At 65.3% G+C, this 16,149-nt stretch carries 12 protein-coding genes; 5 read left to right on the top strand and 7 right to left on the bottom strand.

Annotation, left to right across the window (positions count from 1 at the left end):
• Nucleotides 1-107: 107 nt before the first annotated feature.
• Entirely contained in the window at nt 108-1,112 is a 1,005-nt protein-coding gene (locus ACUXVH_RS06645; protein ID WP_011058582.1) for an AraC family transcriptional regulator, read from the bottom strand.
• A 99-nt stretch (nt 1,113-1,211) separates the two neighbouring features.
• Between ACUXVH_RS06645 and ACUXVH_RS06640 the strand changes: the two genes are divergently transcribed.
• Both ACUXVH_RS06640 and ACUXVH_RS06635 read left to right on the top strand, forming a co-directional pair.
• The gene (locus ACUXVH_RS06640; RefSeq protein ID WP_445494293.1) at nt 1,212-2,285 is read left to right on the top strand and encodes a fatty acid desaturase; all 1,074 of its coding nucleotides are present in this window, start codon (nt 1,212-1,214) and stop codon (nt 2,283-2,285) included.
• Nucleotides 2,286-2,397: 112 nt separating this feature from the next.
• The gene (locus ACUXVH_RS06635; protein WP_125062571.1) at nt 2,398-2,844 is read left to right on the top strand and encodes a pesticin immunity protein; all 447 of its coding nucleotides are present in this window, start codon (nt 2,398-2,400) and stop codon (nt 2,842-2,844) included.
• A gap of 186 nt (nt 2,845-3,030) precedes the next feature.
• Here the strand turns inward: ACUXVH_RS06635 and ACUXVH_RS06630 are convergent, their stop codons facing one another.
• Genes ACUXVH_RS06630 through ACUXVH_RS06620 form a run of 3 tightly spaced genes read right to left on the bottom strand, consistent with a single transcriptional unit; the run spans nt 3,031 to nt 7,063 of the window.
• Nucleotides 3,031-4,641, bottom strand: a complete 1,611-nt coding sequence (locus ACUXVH_RS06630; protein ID WP_445494290.1) for an arylsulfatase — start codon at nt 4,639-4,641, stop codon at nt 3,031-3,033.
• Nucleotides 4,642-4,655: 14 nt separating this feature from the next.
• On the bottom strand, nt 4,656-5,471 hold the full coding sequence (locus ACUXVH_RS06625) for an ABC transporter ATP-binding protein (RefSeq protein WP_011058586.1): 816 nt from the start codon (nt 5,469-5,471) through the stop codon (nt 4,656-4,658).
• Entirely contained in the window at nt 5,468-7,063 is a 1,596-nt protein-coding gene (locus ACUXVH_RS06620) for an ABC transporter permease (RefSeq protein ID WP_445494288.1), read from the bottom strand. Before ACUXVH_RS06620 ends, ACUXVH_RS06625 begins: the two co-directional genes overlap by 4 nt.
• 368 nt (nt 7,064-7,431) lie before the next feature.
• On the opposite strand from ACUXVH_RS06620, the gene ACUXVH_RS06615 reads away from it, so the two are divergent.
• A complete protein-coding gene (locus ACUXVH_RS06615; protein WP_041115133.1) occupies nt 7,432-8,454 on the top strand; it encodes an ABC transporter substrate-binding protein in 1,023 nt (340 codons plus the stop codon).
• 151 nt (nt 8,455-8,605) lie between these two features.
• On the opposite strand, the gene ACUXVH_RS06610 is transcribed toward ACUXVH_RS06615, so the two are convergent.
• Entirely contained in the window at nt 8,606-9,526 is a 921-nt protein-coding gene (locus tag ACUXVH_RS06610; protein WP_445494285.1) for a LysR family transcriptional regulator, read from the bottom strand.
• A 183-nt stretch (nt 9,527-9,709) separates the two neighbouring features.
• Between ACUXVH_RS06610 and ACUXVH_RS06605 the strand changes: the two genes are divergently transcribed.
• Nucleotides 9,710-10,615, top strand: coding sequence for a TauD/TfdA dioxygenase family protein (locus tag ACUXVH_RS06605; protein WP_015633720.1), 906 nt, complete (start codon nt 9,710-9,712; stop codon nt 10,613-10,615).
• Nucleotides 10,616-10,773: 158 nt separating this feature from the next.
• On the opposite strand, the gene ACUXVH_RS06600 is transcribed toward ACUXVH_RS06605, so the two are convergent.
• Together ACUXVH_RS06600 and ACUXVH_RS06595 are read right to left on the bottom strand one after the other, a co-directional pair.
• Nucleotides 10,774-12,390 carry an alkaline phosphatase family protein gene (locus ACUXVH_RS06600; RefSeq protein WP_445494282.1) on the bottom strand — a complete coding sequence of 539 codons (1,617 nt, stop codon included), beginning with the start codon at nt 12,388-12,390 and terminating at the stop codon, nt 10,774-10,776.
• A gap of 233 nt (nt 12,391-12,623) precedes the next feature.
• Nucleotides 12,624-13,568 (bottom strand): LysR family transcriptional regulator, encoded by a 945-nt coding sequence (locus tag ACUXVH_RS06595; RefSeq protein ID WP_445494280.1) that lies wholly within the window; start codon nt 13,566-13,568, stop codon nt 12,624-12,626.
• Between the two features lie 154 nt (nt 13,569-13,722).
• On the opposite strand from ACUXVH_RS06595, the gene ACUXVH_RS06590 reads away from it, so the two are divergent.
• Nucleotides 13,723-16,095, top strand: coding sequence for a TonB-dependent receptor (locus tag ACUXVH_RS06590; RefSeq protein ID WP_445494278.1), 2,373 nt, complete (start codon nt 13,723-13,725; stop codon nt 16,093-16,095).
• Nucleotides 16,096-16,149: the final 54 nt, after the last annotated feature.

Raw genomic sequence — 16,149 nt, 5'->3', positions numbered from 1 at the left:
AGGCTGCGACAAGGCCGCCAGGCCTTCAGCGGCCTGCAGTATTTGCGCCCGTGTTGCGGTCGTTCGCAGCTTCGCAGGCTCAGCAGCGGCTACAAGGCTGCTGGGGCTTAGCGCAGGCCGTCGCGAAATTGCCCCGGGGTCATCCCGGTCCAGCGCTTGAATGCCCGGCTGAAACTGCTGGCATCGGCAAACCCCAGCAGGTAGCTGATCTCGCTCAGGGAGCATTCCAGGTCCCGCAGGTGCAGCAGGGCGAGGTTTTCCCGGCATTCGTTGAGCAGGGTGTCAAAGCGCGTGCCTTCATCCGCCAGGTGCCGTTGCAGGCTGCGCAGGCTCAGGTGCAGGGCCTGGGCCACTCGCTCCGCCGAAGGTTCGCCTTCGGGCAATTGGGCTTCGATCACCCCGCGTACCTTGCGCTCCCAGGTCAGGGGCCGCAGTTGCAGGAGGGTGCGCTTGAGCACCGCTTCGTTGTGCTCGGCCAGCTCCGGGTTGGCGTCGTCCAGATGGCTGTCGAAATCGTGCAGGCCGAACTCCAGGCAGTCGTCCACGGCGGCGAACTGCACCGGGCAGCGGAAAACCTTGTGCCACTGGCTCGGGTCCGCCGGGGCCGGGCGCCGCAATTGCACGGCCAACGGCGCGTAGTCACGGCCCAGGCGGTTGCGGCAGGTGCGCACGTAGATCGCGGCAAAGGCGTCGATGGCTTCGAAGGCCGGTTGCGGCGCGCCCTCCGGCACCTTGAGGAAGAACCGGTAGCGGTCCGCTTCCCGGGTCAGGGCCAGTTCCAGGGCATCGCTGACCACCTGGTGATAACGCACGATGCGTTCGAACACTTCCCGCAGGCTGCCGCTGGCCACCAGGGCGTAGCCCAGGGCATGGAAGGTGGTGGGGCTGACAAAGCGCGACACCCGCAGGCCGATGGCCGGGTCGCCGCTGGCCTGCACGGCGAGATGCCACAGGCGGGTGGTGGCCGACAGCGGGTAGCGGGCGTTGGGGTCGTCCATCAATTGCGGGTCGAGCCCGGCTTCGCGGCACAGTGCGGCGCTGTCGAGGTCCAGAGCGTCCAGTTGTTTGCGCAAGGCGCGGGTCCAGCTGGCAAGGGAAGTGGCTTCGGTCATGCGATTGGCGCGTCCGGTCAACAGGTTGGCGTTTACGGCTAGCGCCCGGAGCCGGGGCTCGGGGCAGGATGCACACATCACTGACCAGAGGATGGAATCATGCAGGGTATTTCTGCAAGCCCCGAGCGGATGAACGCGCAACAGCGGGCGGCGCACATTCGCCAGGTGGTCCTGGCCCGGGGCGATGAACTGCGCCGGCGCTTTCCCTTGCTGCGGCACCAGGACGCCCTGGGCGCGGGGATTCTGCTATTTGCCCTGTCCGGGATGCTGGGGTCAGCGCTGCTCTATGTCACGGGTCACCTGGCCTGGTGGGCGTGCTTGCTGCTCAATGCCTTTTTCGCCTCGCTGACCCACGAGCTGGAACACGACCTGATCCACAGCATGTACTTTCGCAAGCAGCGCCTGCCCCACAACCTGATGCTGGGGCTGGTGTGGCTGGCGCGGCCGAGCACCATCAACCCCTGGGTGCGCCGCCACCTGCACCTGAATCATCACAAGGTGTCCGGCAGCGAGAGCGACATCGAAGAGCGCGCCATCACCAACGGCGAGCCCTGGGGCATCGCCCGCCTGCTGATGGTGGGGGACAACATGATGGCGGCCTTCATCCGCCTGCTGCGGGCGCCGGGGGCCAGGCGCAAGCTGGGCATCCTCGTTCGTACCCTGGCGGTGTACGCGCCGCTGGCATTGCTGCATTGGGGCGCCTGGTATGTGTTCCTGGGCTTTCATGGGGCCAACGGCGTGGCCGCCCTGTTGGGCAGCCCGATCCAGTGGTCGCAAGACACCGTGTCGCTGATGCACTACGTCGATATCGCCGTGGTGGTGATCATCGGCCCCAACGTGCTGCGCACCTTCTGCCTGCACTTTGTCAGTTCCAACATGCACTACTACGGCGACATCGAGCCGGGCAACGTGATCCAGCAGACCCAGGTACTCAACCCCTGGTGGATGTGGCCGTTGCAGGCCTTCTGCTGCAACTTCGGCAGCACCCACGGCATCCACCATTTCGTGGTCAGGGAGCCGTTCTACATCCGCCAGATGACGGCAGCGGTGGCGCATAAAGTGATGGCCGAGATGGGCGTGCGCTTCAACGATTTCGGCACTTTTGCCCGGGCCAACCGCTTTACCCGGCAGGAGCGCGAAGCGATGCAACCGGCGCATAACGCCCGGGCTTGAGGGGGCGGACTGTCTTTCTGGTTAAATATCCAAGGACCGATAACGTTAAGCCAAGGTCACGCGGTGCCGGGAAACGCACGGATCCGCGAAGAGGCAACGACAGGGAGACAGTATGAGCAGTGCGGTAAGGCGATTGATCGCCGTTGCCTTGATGAGTGTGGGCAGCGTGTCGCTGGCCGACTCGGTGGCGCAGGGCAGTGACGAGGCACTGGCGCTGAGTATCTTGAAGCATCTGGAAGTGAACGGTTTTCGCAATTCCTTGCGGCCGCGGCATTACCCGGACGGCACCACGCTGGGCCAGACGCCCTATCGGATCTACGAGAAGGCCGCAGGCGCCGAGGGCACCTACAGCGCGGTGGACGAAGAACAGAGCTGGGTCTACAGCGTCAGAGTGATGGAGCAGGGGAAGCAGGGCATCGCCATCTGTTTTGTCGACCAGAGCCTGCGCGGCAGCTACTTGGCCGCTTCGCCGTTGCGGGTCGAGAAAAACCGGGCTGGGCATTACGTCGTGGTCAAGGAACTGCCGAATACCCCGGCTTGCCGCATCACCCGAGGCTGAGGCCAGCGCCTGGCGCAGCTCGGTGTATTCACCGACAACCCAAACGCACCCCGTAGGAGCCGGCTTGCCGGCGAAAGGGCCCTGGAGACTTGTGTTGTTCTGGAGGACGCCTTCGCTGGCAAGCCAGCTCCTACACAAGCAGGCTCCTCCAGGGGCCGGTTCATAGACAAGCCAGCTCCTGCAAGATCAATCCGGCTGGAACGGTGATTCGCTGAGGATCACTCCGGTTTCATCCACGTAGCGCTGCCATTCTTCCAGCAGGGTGCGCAGTTTTTCCGGCTGGCTGTGGGCCAGGTCGTGAATCTCCCCCGGGTCCTGGCCCAGGTCGTACAGCTGCCACGTCGCCGGGCCCACGGGGCCGGGGATGTACACCGCCTTCCACTGGCCCTGGCGAATTGCCCGGCGGCCGAACAGCTCCCAGCCGGTTACCGTTTGTTCGTCATGCACCCGGGCGGTTTCGCCGGAGAGAAAGCCCAGCCACGACTTGCCCCGCAGCGGCGCCACATCGCGCCCGCGCCAGCGCTTGCCCGGGTGGCGCACGCCGGCCAGGTCGAGCAGGGTCGGAGTAATGTCCATCACCGTGCTGAAGCCGTGGCTGATCTGCCCCTTGAGCGGCAGTTGCGGGTAGTGCAGCAGCGCCGGCACGCGAATTCCGCCCTGGGTGGTGAAGGCCTTGAACAGCCGCGATGGCGCAGTGGCCGCCTGGGCCCAGGCCGGGCCGTACCAGACGTAGGAGTTGGCCCGGCCGATGTTCTCCAGGCGGTTGTCGTAGTGCTGGTTGAGGTAGGTCAAAAGCTCCGGGCCGAACTTGGGGAAGGCTTCCAGCAGCGCGCCCTCGGCACCGTTGTCGGACATGAACAGGATCAGGGTGTTGTCCAGCTGCCCCTGCTGGCGCAGGTAGTCCACCACCCGGCCGATGTTCCAGTCCATGCGCTCGACCATCGCCGCATACACCTCCATGGCCCGTGCCGACACCTGGCGCTGTTCTTCGCTGAGGGCATTCCATTCGGCGTTCAGGTTGATCAGCGGATGGGGCTCGACCTGCGGGTCCACCAGGCCCAGGGCCTGGAGTTTTTCCAGGCGCTCGCGGCGCAGCACTTCGGGGCCGGCGTCATAGCGGCCCCGGTACTTGGCGACGATTTCCTCTGGAGCCTGCAGCGGCCAATGGGGCGCCGAGAACGGCAGGTAGGCGAAGAACGGCCGGCTCTGGTCGCGCTCTTTCAGGTACTGCAAGAGCTTGTCGCCGAAAGCATCGGAGGAATAGAAATCCGCTGGCAGTTCATCGATGAAGCGGTCGTCCTCGATGTACAGCGCCGGCGTGGATTTGAGCAGCCCGGGGGTGTGCTCGTCGTAGGTCGGCTCGAAGCCGTAGTGGTTGGCCGCCCCCGGCAACAGCGAGAACGAGCGCTCGAAGCCCCGGGCATGGGGCGCGCGTTCGGCAGTCAGCCCCAGGTGCCATTTGCCGCTCATCAGGGTCTGGTAGCCGGCCTCGCGCAGCAGTTCCGGCAGGGCCACCACGCGGTCGTTGAGGTAACCCTCATAGCCCGGCTTGCCGATCAGCTCGGGGGTCAGGGCTTCGGCCATGGTGCCGATCCCGGCAATGTGGTGGTCGGTGCCGGTGAGCAGCATGGAGCGGGTCGGCGAGCAGGTGGGGGCGGTATGGAAATCGGTCAGGCGCAGGCCGTTGAAGGCCAGGGCGTCGAGGTTCGGCGTGGCGATCTCGCCGCCGAAGGCGCCGAGGTCGGAGAAGCCCAGGTCGTCGGCCAGGATCACCAGGAAGTTGGGACGTTGCGGCATCGAGTCACTCCTGTTCAGCAAGCAATGAAGGTCAGGGGCAGGTCGCGGATCTGTACCGGCGAAGGCGCCTGGTAGAGCTCGTCGCGGGTCAGTTCGTGAAGCAGCTCCTCACGCAGTTGGTGGAAGTCGAAACTGCTGCGCTGGCGCGGGTGGGGCAGGGCCACCTCGACCACGCGCTTGATCCGCCCCGGGCGCGGTTCCATCACCACCACCCGGTCGGCGAGGAAAATCGCTTCCTCGACATCGTGGGTCACCAGCACCGTGGTGATCTTGGCCCGCTCGCGGATCGCCAGCAGTTCGTCCTGCATCTGTTGGCGGGTCAGGGCGTCGAGGGCGCCGAAGGGTTCGTCCAGCAGCAGGATCCGCGGGCTGGCTACCAGCCCCCGGGCAATGGCCACCCGTTGCGCCATGCCGCCGGACAGTTGGTGGGGATAGGCCCGGGTGAAATCCTTGAGGCCCACCAGTTCGATGAATTCGCCGACCCGCTGCTGGCGCTCGGCGGCGCTCAGGGGCTCGTTGACCAGGCCCAGGCCGATGTTCTCGGCCACCGTCAGCCAGGGGAACAGGCGGTGTTCCTGGAACACGATGCCGCGCTCGCCGCCGATGCCGCTGACGGCCTTGCCGTCGACCCGGATCTGGCCACGAAACTCGGTGTCCAGGCCGATCAGCAGGCGCAGCAGGGTGGACTTGCCGCAACCGCTGGAACCGACGATGGCGACGAACTCGCCTTCGGCGATGTCCAGGTTGAATTCGCGGATCGCCTCCACCTCGCCACCGGCGACGGCGAAGGTCTTTCCCACGTGAGTGAAACTGACCAGGGGTGCGTTCATGCGTGTCTCCAGCGGGTGGCGCGAAGTTCGAGTTGTTGCCCGATCAGGTTGAGCAGGGCCCCGGTAAGGCCCACCAGGAGCATGCCGGCCATGATCAGGTCCATGCGCAGCAGTTGCTGGGCGCTGATCATCTGGCTGCCGATGCCGCCGTTGGACGGCATGAAGTATTCCGCGCCGATGGTGCCCAGCCAGGCGTAGATCAGGCTGATGCGCAGGCCGGCGAAAATCCCCGGCGCGGCGCCGGGCAGCACCAGCCGGCGCAGCCGTTGCCAGAGGTTCAGGCGCAGTACCTGGGCGGCTTCCGCCAGTTGCGGCGAGAGCTGGGCGACGCTGCGCTGGGTGGCGATGAACAGCGGGAAGAATGCGGCCAGGGCGACGAACACCCACTTGGCCAGTTCCCCCAGGCCGAACCAGGCGGTGAGCAGCGGCACCCAGGCGAAGATGGCGATCTGGCGGATGGCGGCCAGGGTCGGGCCCAGCAGGCGTTCACTGAACCGCGACAGGCCCAGCAGCAGGCCAAAGGCAAAGCCCAGGCCGCCGCCCAGCAGCAGGCCGCCGAGGGTGCGGCCCAGGCTCAGGCCCATGCCTCCTAGCAGGCTGCCATCGAGCAGGCCGTTGCCGGTGGTGGCGAGTACCGCCAGGGGGTTGGGCAGGATGTTCGGGTCGACCCACTGCTGGTCGCTCGCCACTTGCCACAGGGCCAGCAGCGCCAGGGGCAGCAGCCAGGGTTGCAGGCGCTGCCAGCCCTGGTAGCGCGGGCCGCGACGGAATTCGGCGGTGGCCGGGTGCGGCCAGTGCACCAGCCGGCGGTCGAGCCAGCCGATGCCGCGGTCCATGCACACCCCCAGCAGGCCGATCACCAGGATGCACACGAAGACGATGTCCAGCATGAACAGCTGGCGTGCCCAGACCATCAGGTAGCCGATGCCTTCGCTGGAGGCCAGCAGTTCCACTGCCAGCAGCGAGGTCCAGCCGGTGGCCAGCGCCAGGCGCACCCCGGCCATGAAGGCCGGCAGCGCAGCGGGCAGCACCAGGCGGCGCACCAGCAGCGCCGGCGGCAGGCGCAGCACCGCGGCGGCTTCCCGCAGCCGGGGCTGGGCATCGCGCACGCCCACCAGGGTGTGCAGGGTCACGGGCACCACCACCGCCTTGATCAGCACCACCAGCTTGAGCACTTCGCCGATGCCGAAAAACACCATGAACAACGGGATCCAGGCCAGGGTGGGGATCTGCGACAGGGCGCCGAAGGTGGGAAACACCAGGCGCTCCAGGCGTCGGCTGAAGCCCAGGGCACCCCCCAGCAGGGCGCCGGCGGCGATACCCGCCAGCAGGCCCCAGAACAGCCTTTGCAGGCTGATCGCCAGATGGCTCCACAGCTCGCCATGGCCCAGTTCCAGGGCACTGCTCCAGACCAGGGCCGGGGCCGGCAGGATCTGTTCGCTCATCCATTGATTGCGGCTGGCCAGCCACCACAGGGCGAACAGGCTGATGGGCAACAGCCAGGGCAGCAGCCGCTGGCTGATCAGGGGCCAGCCCGGGCGTCCGTCGGACGGCGCCGCCAGGGGCAGGCTGAGCAGGGAAACACGGGCCATGGATGACCTCCGTCGTCGGGTACTGCATGGCGTGGGTCGATGCCGTAGGGGCTGGCTTGTCGGCGAATCAGCGTTTGAGGGTCTGTTCGCTGGCAAGGCGGTTTCTACGTGTTATGCATTTATGATCTATTAAAATTCTTATCGATTCTATTAAGAGATAAGAAAGGCCATTTAAGGCTTCTCGCCGACACGCATCCAATGCATTTGAAGAATATTTTTCATGCATTTCATGCATATCCCCGGGGACGCCCGTGGCAGCTGATTTATTCGATATGGTTATTAAAATGTGAATTTATAGTATTTAAATGTTGAGCGATTCCGTGCCTACCTTTTGCTCCTCTCAGCCTTTGCCACCAGGAGCCGCACCCATGAACCTTCCCTTCAAACGCGTCATCAGCCTGTTCGCCGCCCCGGCCCTGGCGGGGCTCCTGGGCTGCCTGCCGCTGCTGGCCCAGGCCGACGAACTCAAGGAAATCCGCATTGCCGTGCCCGACCTCAGTGCCGGCACCCAGCACAGCGGCGGTGGGGTGGTGGATGTGCTGCGCCAGCAACAGATCTTTGAAAAGGCCTTCGCCGACCAGGGCATCAAGATCCAGTGGAATTTCTTCAAGGGCGCAGGCCCGGTGATCAACGAGGCCTTCGCCAACGGCCAGGTGGACCTGGCGTACCTGGGGGACCTGGCCGCCATCATCGGCAAGTCCAACGGCCTGGATACCCGCCTGCTCAGCGCCTCGGCCCGTGGGGTCAAGCACTATCTGGGGGTGGTGCCGGGTTCCGGGATCAAGACCCTGGAAGACCTCAAGGGCAAGCGCGTGGCAGTGTTCCGTGGCACCGCCACCCAGCTGTCGTTCGACGCGGCCCTGGCCAGCCGGGGCCTGAGCGAGAAGGACCTGAAGGTGGTCAACCTTGACTTCAACGCGGCGGTAGCTGCATTGGCGGCCAAGCAGATCGACGCCTCCTGGGGCAGCACCGGGCTCTCGGCCCTGCGCAGCAAAGGCCTGGCCGAACTGCCCCTGAGCACCAAGGACCTGGGCGGCGCCGGCAGCGTGCAGAGCGTGCTGGTGGGCGCCGGCAAGTTTGTCGACGAACATCCCGAGGCCGTGGCAAAACTGCTCAAGGCCCAGCAGCAGGCCGTAGAGTGGCTGACCCAGGACAGCAACAAGGAAGCCTACATCCAGCTGGTTTCGGGGCTGGCCAGCTACCCGCCGGTGATCTTGCAGGATGACCTCAAGGACCAGCGCCTGAGCGAGATCTTCCCCTCGACCCTGGACCCGGTGTTCCTCGGCAAACTGCAGGATTCGGTAGACCTGGCGGCCAAGGAACGCTTGATTCGCAAGCCGTTCAAGGTGGATGCCTGGGTCGCCCCGCAGTTGGCCGCTGCCGGCCTGTAAACCCCTTCCTGAACCCCTGTAGCCGCTGCCGCAGGCTGCGTTCGGCACCGTAGGGGCCGCCAGGGCCGGCAACGCGGTCTACCTGGAGGAGCCGGGTGCCGTCTTGCGCCGACTGTGTCGTCGTTCGCAGCCTTCGGCAGCGGCTACAGGGTCAGACGGCGATGCTGTGGGTTTGCTGGTCGACCTCCACCAGCACTTCGATCATTTTGCGCGCCGCCGGCGACAGGCGAAAACCGCTGCGGCTGACGATGCCGCAACGGGCATTCAGGCTGTCGATGTTCTGCGGCAGGTTGCGCCAGTGCAGCAGCGCCAGCGAACCCTGGGCGATGTCTTCGGCAAAGGCCTCGGCGGTGCCCACGCCGATGGCATTGGACTGGCGGACGATCTTCACCAGCGCCGGAAAGTGCTCGGTCTCGATGGTCGGGGAAAAATCGATGCGTCCGCTGAGGTTGGCCAGCAGCTTGCGAATCCCCGGGGGGATCAGGGTGGTGGCCAGGGGGTAATCGAACATGTCGTTGGTGGACAGGCTCTCCTTGGCCAGCAGCGGGTGCCCGGGGCGGCAGAAGAACACCCCGCGCTTGGGCGTCAGGGGCTGGGTCTGGTAGTTCGGGTCGGCCTCGAAATGGCGGATGTCGGCAATAAAGAATTCGATCTCTTCGCGGTTCAGGCTGCGGCTGAGTTTTTCCCAGTTGTCCACGGCAAAGCAGGTGCGCACCTTCGGGTGGGCACTGGTGAATTGCGCCACCGCGTCGGGCACCAGCTTCACCGCCGGGGCCGGGCCGCAGCCGAAGCGCACTTCGCCGGCGTCGAGCTTGGTCATCTGGGTCACTTCGCTGCTGAGCAAGGCCGCGCCCTGCACCAGGCTCAAGGCGTGCTGGAGCACCACCTGGCCTTCCGGGGTGGGGCGCAGGTCCTTGTTGCCGCGGTCCACCAGCACGCAGCCGAACTCCTGCTCCAGGCCCTGGATACTGCGGCTGAAGGCCGGCTGGGTGATGCCCATGGCGTCGGCGGCGCGGACAAAACTGCGGTGTTCATTGAGGGCGATGAAGTAACGCAATTGGCGAAGATCCATATGCTTTCCCGGCATCCGAAAAATAGCTCGAAGGCATTTGCGACGAGTGAGGAATGAGGTTTTAAATGCAAGCTCTTATTCCGTCAACGAAGCATGTAGTTATCTATTAGATCTAAATTGAATATAGATAGAGCGTTGTTTCGCGGCGGTTCCACTGTAAGCAGTCCGATGAGGGTGTACCTGATGAGCAATGCCGCCTTAGCCGTTCAACCTGCTGTTCATGCCCTTGATATTCACCCGGTGGCCGGCCGTATCGGCGCCGAGATCCGTGGCGTGCAACTGTCCGGCGATCTCGACGCCGCCACCGTGGAAGCGATCCAACAAGCGCTGGTGCAGTACAAGGTGATTTTCTTCCGTGGCCAGACCCACCTCGACGACCAGAGCCAGGAAGCCTTCTCGCACCTGCTGGGCGAACCGGTGGCCCACCCCACCGTGCCGGTACGCGACGGCACCCGCTACCTGCTGGAACTGGACGGTGCCGAGGGCCAGCGGGCCAACTCCTGGCACACCGACGTGACCTTCGTCGACGCCTACCCCAAGGCCTCGATCCTGCGCTCGGTGGTGGCCCCGGCCTCCGGTGGCGACACCGTCTGGGCCAACACCGCCACGGCCTACAACGAACTGTCGGCGGAACTGCGGGAGCTGGCGGACAAGCTCTGGGCGGTGCACAGCAATGAATACGACTACGCCGGGGCCAAGCCGGACGTTTCGGCGGAGAAGCTGGAGCGTTACCGCAAGGTGTTCACCTCCACGGTGTTCGAGACCGAGCACCCGATCGTTCGCGTGCACCCCGAGAGCGGTGAAAAGAGTCTGGTACTGGGGCACTTCGTGAAGCGCATCAAGGGCTATTCCCAGGCGGACTCGGCGCATTTGTTCGGCTTGCTGCAAAGCCACGTCACCCGTCTGGAAAACACCGTGCGCTGGCGCTGGAGCGCAGGGGACGTGGCGATCTGGGACAACCGCTCGACCCAGCACTATGCCGTGGACGACTACGGCACCCAGGACCGCATCGTGCGCCGCGTGACCCTCAAGGGCGACGTCCCGGTGGGCGTCCACGGCCAGCGCAGCCAGACCACCAAAGGTCTCTGACCCGCCCCCTCAAGCCCCTACGGGCATTTACCCGATGAACCTGCCCACTGTAGGAGCTGGCTTGCCAGCGAAGGCGCCCTCGAGAGCACTGCAAGACTTGAGGGCCTCTTCGCCGGCAAGCCGGCTCCTACGGGGGAAGGTGCAGGTACGGGTGGGGGTTACCACACGCCGATCTGTACCAGCTTTTCGCTTTCCGGCTCGCCGTAGCGAAAACGCTGGCCGCGCAGGTCGATTTCTTGATGGCTGATGGTGGTACGGCGTTTCAGGCCGCGCAGCCATTCCAGTACATATCCCAGGTGTTCTTCGCGCACCGCGGCATAGGCCGGATCGGCCCCCAGGTCGTGCAACTCCTGGGGGTCGTTGTGCAGGTCGAACAACTGCGGGCGCAAGCCATCGTAGGCCAGGTACTTCCAGCGCTCGCTGCGCACCATGGTCATGCGGCAGCGGTCGATGGGCTGGCCCAGGCGCTCTCGCGCCGGGGCCTGGAAGGCGTAGTCGTATTCGCTGATGGCGTAGCGGCGCCAGGCCGGTTCGGCGCCGTGCAGCAGGGGGATCAGCGAGCGGCCTTCCAGGCGATGCTCGGCCCCCGGCAGGCCCAGGGCCTCGAGAAAGGTCGGCAGGGCGTCGATGGTTTCCACCAGGCGTTCGTCCACGGTGCCGCGGCTGCTGTCTGCCGCCGTGCGCGGGTCGCGGACGATCAACGGCACGCCCACCGCCGGTTCCAGCAGAAACTCCTTTTCCCCCAGGTAGTGGTCGCCAAGGAAGTCGCCGTGGTCGCTGGTGAAGACGATCAGGGTGTCGTCCCAGCGGCCGTTGCTCTGCAGGAAGTCAAACAGCCGGCCGAGCTGGTCATCCACCTGCTTGATCAGGCCCATGTAGGTGGGCACCACGTTCAGGCGCACCTCATCCCGGGAAAAATTCAGGCTCTCTTCATGCTGGCGGAAGGCGGCGTAGACCGGGTGATCGCTGAGCTGCCCTGGCGCGGCGCGCACCGCCGGGATCACCTGCTCCGGGCCATACAGGGCGTGGTACGGGGCAGGCGCGATATAGGGCCAGTGGGGCTTGATGTAGGACAGGTGCAGGCACCAGGGCTGCTCGCCTTGTTCGCTGATGAAGTCGATGGCGCGGTCGGTGGTGTAGACGGTTTCCGAGTGCTCTTGCGCGACCCGGGCCGGCAGGTGGGCGTTGCGCATCTTCCAGCCGCTGAGGATTTGCCCCTGCTCGCCGGCCCCGGCGTTGGCCCAGTCATGCCAGGGGTTGCGGCCGTCGTAGCCGAGGTCGCGCAAGTAGTGGGTGTAGGGCGCCGACTCGCGCTTGTCGTCGAAGATCGGGTCGTCGGGATAGATGCCGTCGTGACGGAAATAGGGCTCGAAGCCGACCTCGTTGAGTACCTCGGCCTGCGGGCTTTCCGGGGCGATGGCCAGGCGTTGCAGGGCGTCGATATTGGGTGTGGCGTGGGTCTTGCCCACCAACGCGGTGCGAATGCCGTGGGGCCGCAGGTAGTCGCCCAGGGTCAGTTCTTCAAGGGGCAGGGGCACGGCGTTCCAGGCCACCTGGTGGCTGCTGACGTAGCGCCCGGTGTAGGCCGACATGCGCGACGGGCCGCAGATGGTGCCCTGGGTGTAGGCGCGGCTGAAGCGCACCCCGGCGGCGGCCAGGCGGTCGATGTTCGGGGTATGCAGGTGCGGGTGGCCGTAGCACGAGAGGTAATCCCGGCGCAGCTGGTCGCACATGATGTAGAGCACGTTGCGCACGGGCGGATGGGTATTGGACATGGGGTTCACCGAGGGGAAGACAGGCGAGGTTTTTCGCCTCCGGCGGGGGCTTCCGGCAAGCGCATTTGCCGAATAGTTTCGATGCGTTTCATGCAATGCCGACCGGCCCCCCACGTCGTGTGCGGACGGCAGGGTCTTGTAGGAGCTGGCTTGCCAGCGAAGGCGCCCTCGAGCGCGCTGCAAGGTTCAAGGGCCTCTTCGCCGGCAAGCCGGCTCCTACGGGTGGGGGCAGTTCACACGGCGAGGTTGTCCAGGTTGCATACCTCTTCGTCCTGTTCGTCGACGCGCTTGATCTCGTCGATCATCGCCGCGGCCAAAGGCGACAGGCGATAGCCGGCACGGCTGACGATGCCGTAGCGGGTGTAGAGCTCTTCCAGGTCGTCGGCCAGGCCGTCGATCTTCAGGCACACCAGCTCGCCCTTGGCGTTGTGCAACGCGTCGCTGTAGGAACCGACGATGCCGATGGCGTCCGAGCGCATGACCACCCCCAGCAGGCTGTAGCTGTTTTCGCATTCCACATTGGGCGTGAAGTCCGGTTTGCCGCTCAGGTCGACGATGACTTTGCGCAGGTTGGGCGGGCGGATGGTCACCGCCAGTGGGTAGCTCATCAGTTCACTGGCGCTGACGCTGTCGCGCTGGGCCAGGGGGTGCCCGGCGCGGCAGCAGAAATGCCATTTGCGCGGACGCAGGCGCTGGGTCAGGTAATCCGGGTCGGCCTCGAAGTGCCGGGTGTCGGCAACGAAGAATTCGAACTCTTCGCTGAGCAGGCGCTTGCTCAGGCTTTGCCAGTCATCCACCTGGAACTGCACCCGGGCCTTGGGATAACGCCCGATAAAGCTGCCGATGGCCCGGGGGATCAGCCCGGCGGCTGGCGCCGGGCCACAGCCGAAGCGCAACTCTCCCGCTTCCAGGCCATTGAACTGGCTGATCTCGTTGGCCATCTGCTGGGCGCCGCTGACCAGCCGGCGCGCGTGCTCCAGCAGCAACTGGCCCTGCTTGGTCGGCGCCAGGTCCTTGCGCCCGCGATCCACCAGCTGGCAGCCGACGCTGTGTTCCAGGGCCTGGATGCTGCGGCTGAAGGCCGATTGCGAGAGGTTCACCGCCGCTGCGGCCGCGACAAAGCTGCGCTGTTCGGCGAGGGCGATGAAGTGGCGGAGCTGGCGCAGGTCGATATGCATTTTTCACATAAAAAATATCGGGGAAATGCATTGGCTATGCATTAGGTCGACTCCTTATAAAGGCAATCTCTTATGCAGTAAATCTTTGTAAAAACATAAATAAATAACTTTAAGGAATATACAAGGCTGTATATTTTCTGACCAGGAGCCGCCCATGAGCCCGTTGTCCCTCGCTTCACCCCTCTCGCCCCGGCGGCTCAAGCGCCTGCCCCTGGCGCTGTTGCTGGCCGGCAGTGCCAGTTGGACACCGACCTGGGCCGAAGAGGCCCCGGCGCCGCAAGCCACCCCGGCCAAGAGCAGTGCCAGCAAGGCCAAGGCCGATGATGGCCAGTTGCAGACGGTGACCGTCACTGCCCGTCGACGCGAGGAAAGCTCCCAGAGCGTGCCCACCCCCATGAGCGTGGTCAGCGGCCAGGCCCTGGAGAGCCAGCGGGTGTACCGCATCCAGGATCTGCAGCAACTGGTGCCCAGCGTCAACGTCGCCTACATGCATGCGCGCCAATCCAGCGTGTCGATCCGTGGCCTGGGCAACAACCCGGCCAGCGACGGCCTGGAAGGCAGCGTCGGGCTGTACATCGACAACGTCTACCTCGGAAGGCCGGGGATGGCAGTGTTCGACCTGATGGACATCGAGCAGCTGGAAGTGCTGCGCGGCCCCCAGGGCACCCTGTTCGGCAAGAACACCACCGCCGGGGTGATCAACATCAGCACCCGGGCGCCGAGCTTCACCCCGGAGCGCAGCATCGAAACCTCCCTCGGCGAGGATGGATACTTCCAGACCAAGGGCACGATTTCCGGGCCGCTGACCGATGAGCTGGCGGGGCGTTTTTCCGCCTACCGCACCCGCAGCGACGGCGACATCAAGAACGAATTCGACGGCCACGACCTCAATGGCGGCTCACGCCAGGGCTTTCGCGGGCAGTTGCTGTACAAGCCCAATGAGAGCTTCAACCTGCGCTGGATCGGCGACTACAACGAAGAGGATTCCAGCGCCGGCACCCGAGTGCTGTACAGCACCGGCCCGACCATCAACGGCACCAATGTCTACGAGTCGCGCGCGGCGGCGGCCGGCGCGACCCTGGTCAATGGTTCGCACCGCAAGGTCAACCTGGACAACGACCAGCACGTGACGGTGTTCCAGGGCGGCACTTCGCTTGAGGCCAACTGGACCCTGCCCAGCGACTTCACCCTGACCTCGGTCAGCTCCTACCGCTGGTGGAATTTCACCCCGCGCAACGACGATGGCCTCAACGTTCCGGCCAGCTACAACGCCGGGGTTTCGGTGCAAGACAAGCAGTGGTCCCAGGAATTTCGCCTGGCCTCGCCCACCGGCGGCTTCTTCGACTACGTGCTGGGCGCCTACTACTTCGGCTCCGACCTGGACAACAAATCCTTCGCCTATTACGGGCCCAAGGCGGACATCTGGAATGGCACCCCGGCCGGCGCCCTGAGCAACGTCACCAGCATCGGCAACGGGCATATCCAGACCAACAGTTTCGCCCTGTTCGCCCAGGGCACCTGGCACCTCACCGAGCGCCTGGATTTCACCGCCGGCCTGCGCGGTACCTATGAGGAGAAAAGTGCCTGGGTCAGCCGCAACGCACCGCTGGGTGGCGCGGCGGTGGCCGGCGCCGCCGCCAACGCGCGGCGCGGGCGCACCGGAGCCTATGACTCCGGCGACCTCAATCAGTACAGCACCAGCCCCTCGGGCCTGCTCAACCTCAGCTACCGCATCACCGACGACCTGCTGGGCTACGCCACCCTGTCCCACGGCGAGAAGTCCGGTGGGGTCAACCTGACGGTGGGGTCGGCGCCTACCGCCGGGGCCGATTCGCTGCTGATCGGCACCGAGCGCGCCAACAACGCCGAGCTGGGTTTCAAGAGCACCCTGTGGGACCGCCGCCTGCAACTCAACGCCAACCTGTTCTGGACCCAGGTCAACGGCTACCAGACCAACGCCTACGACGACGTCAACCGCGTGCAGTACCTGACCAACGCCGGTTCGGTGCGCTCGCGCGGGGTGGAAGTGGAAAGCACCCTGGTGCCGATCCGTGGCCTGACCCTGAACCTCAACGGTTCCTACAACGACGTGCGCTACCTCTCCTACAAGGATGCGCCGTGCCCGCCGGAAGTCAGCCTGCGCCCCGGTGCCCCGGCCTCGTGCGATCTCAGCGGCCACCAGGTAGTGGGCGCCTCGAAATGGATCGGCAACGCCAACGGCGAATACAAGTGGAACCTGGACAACGGCCTGGAAGAGTACGTCACCGCCAGCTATGCGTTCCGTTCCAAGGCGGTGGGCACCGTGGAGGATTCCGAGTACGGGCAGATCCCCAGCTACGCCGTGGTCAACCTTTCCACCGGCTTGCGCGGCAACTACGAGCAGGGCCAGTGGGACGTTTCGCTGTGGCTGAAGAACGCCTTCGACAAGACCTACTACACCACCCTCTGGACCGGCGGCAACGGCGGTTACGAAGGCCTGCTGGGCACCCCGCGGACCTTGGGCGTGACCGGTCGCTACGATTTCTGATACCCGGCTTTTCGCACCTTGCGCCGGGTTCTCCGGCGCCTTTCGACTTGAACA

The organism is Pseudomonas sp. 8(2025), from assembly GCF_052665325.1.
This window is presented reverse-complemented; position numbering and strand designations above follow the sequence as displayed.